This window comes from Longimicrobium sp. (genome assembly GCF_036554565.1).
Lineage (GTDB): Bacteria > Gemmatimonadota > Gemmatimonadetes > Longimicrobiales > Longimicrobiaceae > Longimicrobium.
This window is the reverse complement of sequence record NZ_DATBNB010000040.1, coordinates 1-9,692: the sequence shown is the minus strand read 5'-3', so window position 1 is coordinate 9,692 and position 9,692 is coordinate 1. Positions and strand designations below refer to the sequence as shown.

At 71.8% G+C, this 9,692-nt stretch carries 5 protein-coding genes; all 5 read left to right on the top strand.

The genetic code is table 11. The features are described 5' to 3' along the window. A partial coding sequence (locus VIB55_RS01170; RefSeq protein ID WP_331874829.1) for an AMIN domain-containing protein occupies positions 1 to 1,756 on the top strand: 1,756 nt, incomplete at its 5' end. A gap of 39 nt (positions 1,757 to 1,795) precedes the next feature. Further along, entirely contained in the window at positions 1,796 to 4,300 is a 2,505-nt protein-coding gene (locus tag VIB55_RS01165) for a hypothetical protein (RefSeq protein WP_331874828.1), read from the top strand. A gap of 145 nt (positions 4,301 to 4,445) precedes the next feature. Beyond that, positions 4,446 to 5,648: a chorismate synthase gene (gene aroC, locus VIB55_RS01160; RefSeq protein ID WP_331874827.1), complete on the top strand. Its 1,203-nt coding sequence runs from the start codon at positions 4,446 to 4,448 to the stop codon at positions 5,646 to 5,648. Beyond that, positions 5,641 to 6,189, top strand: a complete 549-nt coding sequence (locus VIB55_RS01155; RefSeq protein WP_331874826.1) for a shikimate kinase — start codon at positions 5,641 to 5,643, stop codon at positions 6,187 to 6,189. Before aroC ends, VIB55_RS01155 begins: the two co-directional genes overlap by 8 nt. Positions 6,190 to 6,192: 3 nt before the next feature. Next, on the top strand, positions 6,193 to 8,979 hold the full coding sequence (gene topA, locus VIB55_RS01150; RefSeq protein WP_331874825.1) for a type I DNA topoisomerase: 2,787 nt from the start codon (positions 6,193 to 6,195) through the stop codon (positions 8,977 to 8,979). Positions 8,980 to 9,692 lie beyond the last annotated feature (713 nt).

Below are 9,692 nucleotides of genomic sequence, written 5' to 3'. Positions count from 1 at the left end.
GATCGTGCGCAAAGCGTGGATGGCGCTGCTGCTGGTGCCGGCGCTGCTGGCCCTTGCCCCCCTTCCCGCGCCCCCGGCCGTGGACGGCAGCGTGGCCGCCCTGCGCCTGGAGGGGCGCGACGGCCGCACCGAGCTGACGGTGGACATCGCGGGGGGCACGGTCACGTGGACCGACTTCGCCCTGGCGGGGCCGCCGCGGGTGGTGGTCGACATCCAGAACGCGCGGCTGGGGCTGCCCTCCAACCGGTACGAGGGGCTGGACCGGGGCGGCGTGCGCGGGGTGCGCACCAGCCAGCACTCCGAAGACGTGGTGCGGCTGGTGCTGGACCTGGACCGCGAAACCCGGTACACGGTGGAGCAGGTGGCGGGCGGGCTGCGGGTGTCGCTGCAGTCCGGCGCCGCGGCCTTCCAGCCGTGGAGCAGCGGCGCGCCCTCCGCCTCGCGCCCGGTGCCGGCGCGCACGCAGCCGGCCGCGCGCCCGGCGGCGCAGCAGCCTCCGCAGGGGCGCCGGATCACGGTGAGCTTCCAGAACACCGAGATGCGCGACGTGCTGGCCACCTTCGCCGAGTTCTCCGGGCGCTCCATCATCGCGGGCACCGACGTGTCGGGGATCGTGGTGGACGGGGTGTCGTTCACCAACCAGCCGTGGGACGTGGCGCTGCGCACCATGCTTCAGGCCTACGGGCTGGCGGCCGAGGAGCTTTCGGGGGGCATCATCCGCGTGGACCAGGTGGCGAACCTGGCGGCGCGCGCCGAGCAGGAGCCCCTGGTCACCCGGCCCTTCCGCGTGAACTACGTGAACGCGGGCGACCTGGCCACTACCTTCAAGAACCTGCAGACCGAGCGCGGCAGCCTTTCGGCCGACACGGCCACCAACACGCTGATCGTCACCGACGTGGCGCGGGTGGTGGGCGACATCGAGGCCCTGCTCGCCACGCTCGACGTGCCGGTGGCCCAGGTGGCCATCGAGGCCAAGATCATCTTCGTCGACCGCACGCAGCTGGAGGCGCTGGGCATCCGCTACGACCTCAAGGACTTCCAGGGCAACAGCTTCGGCGGCATCATCGAAAGCCCGCTGTACGACCCCGCCACCGGCCAGCCGACGGGTGAAAGCACCCCCAACGACCGGTTCGTCCTGGGCGGCCCGTCCATCGGCGCCGTGGGCAACGCCGCGTCGGAGGTGGAAGACGCCACGCTGGACGTGGCGATCTCGCTGCTGCTGGCCAACCGCTTTTCGCTGGTGGCGCTGGTGAGCGCGCTGCAGGAAACGCGCATCGCCGACGTCGAGGCCATGCCGCAGATCACCACGCTGAACAACCGCACCGCCCGCATCTTCGTGGGCGAGGAGATCACCTTCCTCACCGCGTCGGCGGGGGCGGGCGCCGCGGGCGGGGGCATTACCCTGCAGCCGGTGCAGGTAGAGGCGGGCATCGAGCTCGAGGTGACGCCGCACATCACCGCCGACGGCCGGGTGCGGATGTCGCTGCGGGCCGAGAACTCCAACCCCACCGAAACCTCCAACAACCTGCTGAACGTGTCGCGGCAGCAGGCCGAGAACGAGGTGCTGGTGGGCGACGGCGAAACCGTCGTCATCGGTGGGCTGACGGTGACGCGCGTCACCGACACCCGGCGCGGCATTCCGTTCCTGATGGACCTGCCCGTGGTGGGCGGGCTGTTCCGCGTGACCAACCGGTCGGAGCGCAAGCAGGACCTGCTGATTCTCGTCACTCCGCACATCGTTCGCCAGGATCGCTGACGGACGGGGTTTTTTCTTTCCAACAACGCAGTACCTACCATGAAATTCCTCCGCAGCAGGGCCGCCCTCGCGGCGGCCCTGGCCCTGGCCGCGCTGCTTGCCGCGTGCGGCGACAATCCCTGGGATCCGCAGCCCCCACCGAAGCCGGGCACCGGCGGCGGCGCAGACCAGGCGCCACCGGCCGTCTCGATCGTGCTTCCCGACACCCAGACGAAAACCGTCGCCGTAGGCGATTCGCTCTTCGTCCGCGCCCGGGTGACCGACGACCGCATGGTGGCGAAGGTGAAGTTCGAGGGGTTCGCCCGCCGGGGAAACCCGTCGCTCGGCACCGACACGGCCGTGGTCCGCTTCACCAAGAAGGAAGTGAACCTGCTTGGCCAGGCGGTCAAGGACACCACCATCGACCGGTTCCTGCTGGCCACGCCCGACACGCTGCGCGAGTCAGGGGTGTTCGTGGTGGTGACGGCCTGGGATTCCGCCGGGAACTCGCGGGCCGACACCGCCCAGGTGGCCATCGGCGGGCCGCGCGTGCAGGTGTCGCTGGTCGCGGGGCAGGAGCCCCGGGGCGGCCAGCTGCTTCAGCTGAACGTTCGGGCCGACGACGCCCGTGACGGGATCGCTTCCGTGCGGGTGCGCGGGTCCGGGGCGTTCGCCTTCGACCGCACGATCACCTTTACCCCCGCGCGTGCGTCCATCGACACGGTGATCACGGTTCCGATCCCGAACCTGGCCTCCGATGCGACGCTGCGCGTGGACGCCAGCACGGTTTCGGGGTCCAACCAGGCCGGGGTGGGGGTTCCGATCGACGTGGTGGTGAAGGCAGCCGCGCTCGACGTCACCGCGCCGCGGGTGAGCTACCAGGTCGCGCTGCGCGCGACGGCGGAGCAGCGCGACACGTTCGACGTGACGGTCACCGGCACCGACGAAACCCGGGTGGACACCGTGGGGGTGACGGTGCTGGGGATCCGGCGGTCCGCGGGCCGGGCCGACACGCTGCGGGTGTATCGCGGCCGCGGCGCCGGCTCGTCGGGCACCTTCCGGTTCGGCCTGGCCGACCTGGGGCTGAGCACGCTCGACACGGCCACGGTAGACCTGGAGGTGACCGCCTGGGCCAAGGACCCCGCCGGCAACTGCGGTGCCGCGGTCACCCCCAACACGCCGCAGCAGCAGGCGTGCGTCGCCGGCCCGGGCGGGTCGGTGCTCAGCACCGTCGGCGGCCGGGTGCAGCCGGTGTTCGTCGCGCGGGGAACGACCATCGCGCGCCCCAACGGCGGCGACGTGGTTCCCGACCTGGTGGCAGACGGCAACTTCGTGTACCTGGCGAACTATTCACGGAACCGCGTGGAGCTGCTGCCGCTGGGCGGCACCTCGTACACCGGCTCGGTGAACGTCGGCTCACAGCCGTGGGGCCTCGCGCTGGGGCGCACCGGCGACTCGCTGTACGTGGCGAACAGCGGCGGCACCAACATCTCGGTGGTGGGGCTGGACGGATCGCCGGCCGAGGACCGTCGCATCCTCACCCGCAACGAGCGCCTGTTCGGGGTGGACTATTCGCCGCTGACCGGCGCCGTCACCAAGGTCACCATCCACGACTACAGCGACCGGCCACAGTTCCTGGCGCAGGCGTCGAACGGCCTGGTCGTGTACAGCACCAAGCCCACCGCCGCCGCGCGCGACGGAACGGTCCGCATCTACCAGCCCCGGACCGGGCGGTCGGACGTGTTCACGGGCTACGTGGATCGCCACACGAGCGCCAAGGCGCTGGTGGTGAATGCCGACTCCGCGTTCTTCATCCCACCGGGTTCCATTCTGGTCTGCCCGCGCCGCCGCGTGGGCGACACGGAGGACCCGGCGTGCATCGGGGGCGAACTGGTCTCGGTTTCGCAGGCGTTGACGGCCATGCGGTCGCAGCCGCCCAACGCCCAGGGCAACCGCTACGACACGCGGCTGGACATCGGCGCGGACGTGGCCGAGGTGGGTTTCGCCGACACCACCTTCGTGGCGGCGAGCACCGATCGCCGCTTCATCGGGGTGGGCGAAGGGGCGCGCGACAACGCGCGGATCCCGGTGTTCGAGGCGCTTGGCGACTCGCTGGTGCTGCGTGGCGACGTGCGCGACCTGATCGCCAACTCGGCCGAGCGGGTGATCGGGCTGGGGCTGAACCGCGACGGCTCGCTGGGCGTGGCGCGCGGCTCCGAGGCATACTACTTCACCCCGGATCTGCGCCGTCAGGGCGCGGTTGCCAGCGGCGCTCCCACGGGCGGCGTGGCCATGCACCCGCAGGGCGCCAACTATCCCACACCGGTCGGCGCGCTGAGCTTCGTATCCGGACTGGACGCGGCGAACCGGCCGTACGTGGACGTGATCGACTCGTTCTCGTTCCGGCTGATCAAGCGGATCTACACCCGCGACCCGGTGGTGGGCGCGCTGGTGGTGGCGCCGCGCGCGGCGAGCGACGCGGCGAACGTGAACCTGCGCCTGTACGCGCTTACCACGGGCGGCGTGCTGGGGCTTACGGTGACCACCCAGGACCTGGCTCCGTAACGCAGTGCCTTCATGCGCGACGACCCAGGGCCCGGCGCACCGCCGGGCCCTGTGTCGTTCCAGCGGGTCCGCCCGTCCCCACTCACGCACTCACGCACTGCCGTTCCCACTGGCGCCCGCCCGGCCCCGGCGCTTTATTTAGCGGATGCCGACCTTTCGCTTCGTTACGGCCGGCGAGTCGCACGGCCCCGCGCTGACCGCGGTGGTCGAGGGTGCGCCCGCCGGCCTCACGCTTTCCGCCGACGACCTCGACCGGGAACTTCGCCGCCGCCAGGGCGGATACGGCCGCGGCGGGCGCATGCGCATCGAGTCAGACCGGGCCGAGATCCTGTCCGGCGTGCGCCACGGGCAGACGCTGGGCTCTCCCATCACGCTGCTGGTGAGGAACCGCGACTGGGCCAACTGGACGGACGCCATGTCGCCGGCCCCGTCCGGCGCCGAGGGTGACGACGAGGCGATGCGGCGCGTCTTCTTTCCCCGTCCCGGCCACGCGGATCTCGTTGGCGCGCTCAAGTACGACCGCACCGACGCCCGCGACATCCTGGAGCGGGCCAGCGCCCGCGAGACGGCGGCGCGCGTGGCCGCGGGCACCGTCGCACGGCGGATGCTGGCCGAGCTGGGGATCACCGTCGGCAGCCACGTGGCCTCGCTGGGCGGCATCGTCGCCCGGCCGCCGGACGAGATGCCGGAGGACCTGAACGCCGCCTCCGATCCCTCCCCCGTCCGCTGCCTGGACGCGGAGGCGGAGGGGGCCATGATCGACGCCATCGACGCCGCCAAGCGCGCGGGCGACACGCTGGGCGGCGTGGTGGAGGTGGTCGCGCGGGGCGTGCCGGCGGGTCTGGGATCGCACGTGTCGTGGGACCGCAAGCTCGACGGACGCCTGGCGCACGCGCTGATGTCCATCCAGGCCATCAAGGGCGTGGAGATCGGCCTGGGGTTCGAGGGGTCGATGCGGCCCGGCTCGCGCGTGCACGACGCCATCGTGGCCGAGCCCGCGAATCCGCGGAGCGGGGGATTCGGCCGCACGAGCAACAACGCGGGCGGGCTGGAGGGCGGCATCACCACGGGGCAGCCGCTCGTCGTCCGCGCGGCGATGAAGCCCATTTCCACGCTCATGCAGCCGCTGGCAACGGTGGACTTGCGCACCGGCGAGATCGCCGCGGCGGTGCGTGAGCGGTCGGACGTGGTCGCCGTCCCCGCCGCGGGGGTGGTGGCCGAGGCGATGGTGTGCATCGTCCTGGCGGGCGCCGTGCTGGAGCAGTTCGGCGGCGACACCATGGCCGACCTGCGGCGCAACTTCGACGGGTACGTACAGCGGATCGCCGCCCGGGGCACGTTTGGCTGACGGACCCGTCCGGCGCATCGTCCTGGTCGGGATGATGGCGTCGGGCAAGTCGGCGGTGGGCGAGGAGCTGGCGCGGCGGCTGGGCTGGACGCACGTGGACCTGGACCGCGAGATCGAGGCCTTCGACGGCCGGCGCATTCCCGACATCTTCGCGGCGGAGGGCGAGGCGGCGTTCCGGCGGATGGAGGCCGAGGCCACGGGGCGGATCGCCGGGCGCGAGTCCATCGTCCTCTCCCCCGGCGGCGGGTGGATCACCCAGCCCGCGCTGCTGGACGCGCTGGGCCCCGGGACGCTTTCCGTCTGGCTGCGCGTCTCTCCCGAAGAGGCGGTGCGGCGCGCGGCCGAGGCACCGGGGGAACGCCCCTTGCTCGCCGAGGCGGACCCGCTGGCGGCCATACGGCGGCTCCTGTCGGCGCGGGAAGCGCTCTACGCCCGGGCAGACCTGCATCTCGACACCGACGCGCGCGGCGTCGGCTCCATCGTGGACGACATCGAACGGCACATCCGCTCCCTCGAGGCGGGCGGACCTCCTTCTCGTTAGATCATGGCGGTCAAGAAAGACAAACGGCTGGTGGTGGTCGAGTCGCCGACCAAGGCGAAGACGATCCGCAACTTCCTCCCCTCGGGGTACGTGGTGGCGGCGTCGATGGGCCACGTCCGCGACCTTCCCGAATCGGCCGCGGAAATCCCCGCCAAGTTCAAGGGGCAGGAGTGGGCGCGCCTGGGGGTGAACGTCGACGACGGGTTCGACCCGCTGTACGTGGTGCCCGCCGGCAAGCGGAAGATCGTCGCCGAACTCAAGGCGCTGCTGAAGGACGCGGGCGAGCTGATCGTCGCAACCGACGAAGACCGCGAGGGCGAGAGCATCGGCTGGCACCTGGTGCAGGTGCTGGATCCCAAGGTGCCCGTCTCGCGCATCGTCTTCCACGAGATCACCCCCGAGGCCATCCGCGAGGCCATCCGCAAGCCGCGGCAGATCGACGAGCACCTGGTGCGCGCGCAGGAAACGCGGCGCATCCTGGACCGGCTGGTGGGCTACACCGTCAGCCCGCTGCTGTGGAAGAAGATCTCCAGCGGGCTCAGCGCCGGGCGCGTGCAGTCCGTCGCCGTCCGCCTTCTCGTCCAGCGCGAGCGCGAGCGGCGCGCCTTCCGGTCCGCCACGTATTGGGACCTGAAGGCCACGCTGCTGCGCGGCATCACCCCCTTCACCGCCGTTCTCGCGACCGTGGGCGGCAAGCGGGTGGCGTCGGGGCGCGACTTCGACGAGAACACGGGCCGGCTGAAGACCGCCGACGTCGTGCTGCTGGGCGGGGACGAGGCGCGCGCGCTGCAGGAGCGGCTGAGGCAGTCGGACTGGCGGGTGGCGGAGACGGACGAGAAGCCCTCCATCCGCCGGCCCTATCCGCCGTTCACCACCTCGACGCTGCAGCAGGAGGCCAACCGCAAGCTGCGGCTTTCCGCCCGCGACACCATGCGGATCGCGCAGCGCTTGTACGAGGAGGGCTACATCACCTACATGCGGACGGACTCGGTGCACCTGTCCGACCAGGCGATGAAGGCGTCGCGCAGCCGCATCGCCCAGCTGTACGGCGACAACTACCTGAGCCCGCATCCGCGCCAGTTCACGACGAAGAGCAAGGGCGCGCAGGAGGCCCACGAGGCCATCCGCCCCGCCGGCACGGAGATGAAGACGGTCGAGGAGCTGCGGCTGAGCGGGGTGGAAGGCGCGCTGTACGAGCTGATCTGGAAGCGCACCGTCGCCAGCCAGATGGCCGACGCGCGGCTGACCTACCTGACGGCGCAGATCGAGGCCGACGGGGCCACCTTCCGCGCATCGGGGAAGCGCATCGACTTCCCGGGCTTCTTCCGCGCGTACGTGGAAGGCTCCGACGATCCCGACGCGGCGCTGGAAGACCGCGACGAGCCGCTGCCGCCGCTCGCCCGCGGCGACGCGCTGGGGCTGCGCACCCTTGAGGCGCTGAGCCACGCGACGCAGCCGCCGGCGCGCTACACCGAGGCGTCGCTGGTCAAGCAGCTGGAGGCGGAGGGCATCGGCCGCCCCAGCACCTACGCCAGCATCATCGGCACGATCATCGACCGGGGCTACGTGGACCGGGTGACCAACCAGCTGGTGCCCACCTTCACGGCGTTCGCGGTGACGGGGCTGCTGGAGCGCAACTTCCCCTCGCTCGTCGACACGCGCTTCACCGCGAGGATGGAAGAGGAGCTCGACGAGATCGCCGAGGGGTCGGCCGAGTGGCTTCCCTATCTCCAGCACTTCTTCCTGGGCGAGGAGGGGCTGAACGAGACGGTGAAGCGGGGGCAGGAGGCGATCGACCCGCGCGAGGCGTCGACGGTGATCCTGGAGGGCGCGCCGGGGCGCGTGCGCATCGGCCGGTTCGGTCCGTTCGTGGAGATGGGCGCGGAGGGCGACACGATGACGGCGTCGCTTCCGGACGGCATCGCCCCCGCGGACCTGACGGACGAGCAGATGGAGCAGCTGGTCCGCGCCAAGGCCGAGGGCCCCGACGTGCTGGGGATGGACCCGGCCAGCGGCAAGCCGGTGATGATGCTGCAGGGGCGCTTCGGTCCGTACGTGCAGCTGGGGGAGGCGCCGGAGGGGAGCAAGGACAAGCCCAAGCGCGCGTCGCTCCCCAAGGGACTGAACCCCGCGGACCTGTCGCTGGATTTCGCGCTCAAGCTGCTTTCCCTGCCGCGGACCCTGGGTCTGCACCCGGACACGGGCAAGGAGATCCAGGCCAGCGTGGGCCGCTTCGGGCCGTTCGTGGTGCACGAGGGCGACTTCCGCTCGCTGGCCAAGCAGGACGACGTCTACACGGTGGACCTTGCCCGCGCGGTGGAGCTGCTGAGCCAGCCCAAGGGCGGGCGCGGCCAGCGCGCGGCGGTGGAGCCGCTCAAGACGGTGGGCGCGCACCCCAAGGACGGTGAGCCGATCCTGCTCTTCGAGGGGCGCTACGGGCCGTACGTGAAGCACGGCGGCGTGAACGCCTCGCTGCCCAAGGGGGTAGGACCGGATGAGCTGACGGTGGACCAGGCCGTCACCCTCCTGGCGGAGCGCGCCGCGGCGGGGCCGCCGGCCAAGAAGGGCGCGCGCCGCGGGGCCCCGGCGCGGAAGACGGCCGGGAAGGCGGCGACGAAGACGGCCGCGAAGCCGGCGGCGAAATCGGCCAAGGCGGCGGAGACGGGGCGGAAGACGGCCGCGTCCAAGACGGTGAAGTCGGCGCGCAGTGCGGCGGCCAAGAGCACCGCGCGTACGGCGGCCAAGACGGCGGGGCGCACGGGGGCGAAGAAGCCCGGGACCGGGAAGTAGAGGCGGTCGCGCCGGTCCTGGCGCCGCGCGATCCGCCCTCCCCCGCGTCCGGCGCGCGGGGGAGGGCGGATGCGTTTGGGCCCTCACCCGGCCGCGCTGACACGCGTGCCACCCTCTCCCACAAATAGCGTGGGAGAGGGGGTACACTTCGGGTTGGGTGTGGCGGCCGTCGAAGAGCGCGCCCACGGCCCCGTCCGGGCGGTTGAAACCGCGGCTGGAACTTCACGAAGTCCGCCTTCGCGGACTGCTCGCAACGTCGGGTGCGTGAGGCCAGCCCCGGCGCGATCAGGTCTCCCCCTCCCCTGCGCAGCGGGGGATGGGGGCCGGGGGGAGGGGGCTCCCAAGGCATGCACCGGCAGCCGGTCGAACCCCGATCGAAGTTCTCCCCTCTCCCGGCGCAGTTTGCCGGGGGAGGGGCCGGGGGAGGGGCCCGCCCGAGGAATGCGCCGGGTCCCTGGGTCACGCGGCAGGCCGCGTCCCACGGTTCCGTGCCGCTGTCGCGCCCAGGCTGAGAAGTGGCGCCGGGCTAGATCCTTCGGCCCGCGTAGAACGGTTTGCGGGCGAGTGTGGTGCGCCTGGGCCTCAGATACCATGTAAAAGCGGGCCGCCACGATGTAAGCTCTCTGGGTCGCTCAAACCTGGAGGCGCTTATGCAGACCGTAACGACCCGCAACGTATCGGTGGTGTCCGTGCCCGCGCTTTATCTCGCGATC

Bases quoted from the DNA above. Each gene is read 5' to 3' on its own strand.
- VIB55_RS01165 (WP_331874828.1), top strand. From the start codon at position 1,796: ATGAAATTCCTCCGCAGCAGGGCCGCCCTCGCGGCGGCCCTGGCCCTG.
- topA (WP_331874825.1), top strand. From the start codon at position 6,193: ATGGCGGTCAAGAAAGACAAACGGCTGGTGGTGGTCGAGTCGCCGACC.
- aroC (WP_331874827.1), top strand. From the start codon at position 4,446: ATGCCGACCTTTCGCTTCGTTACGGCCGGCGAGTCGCACGGCCCCGCG.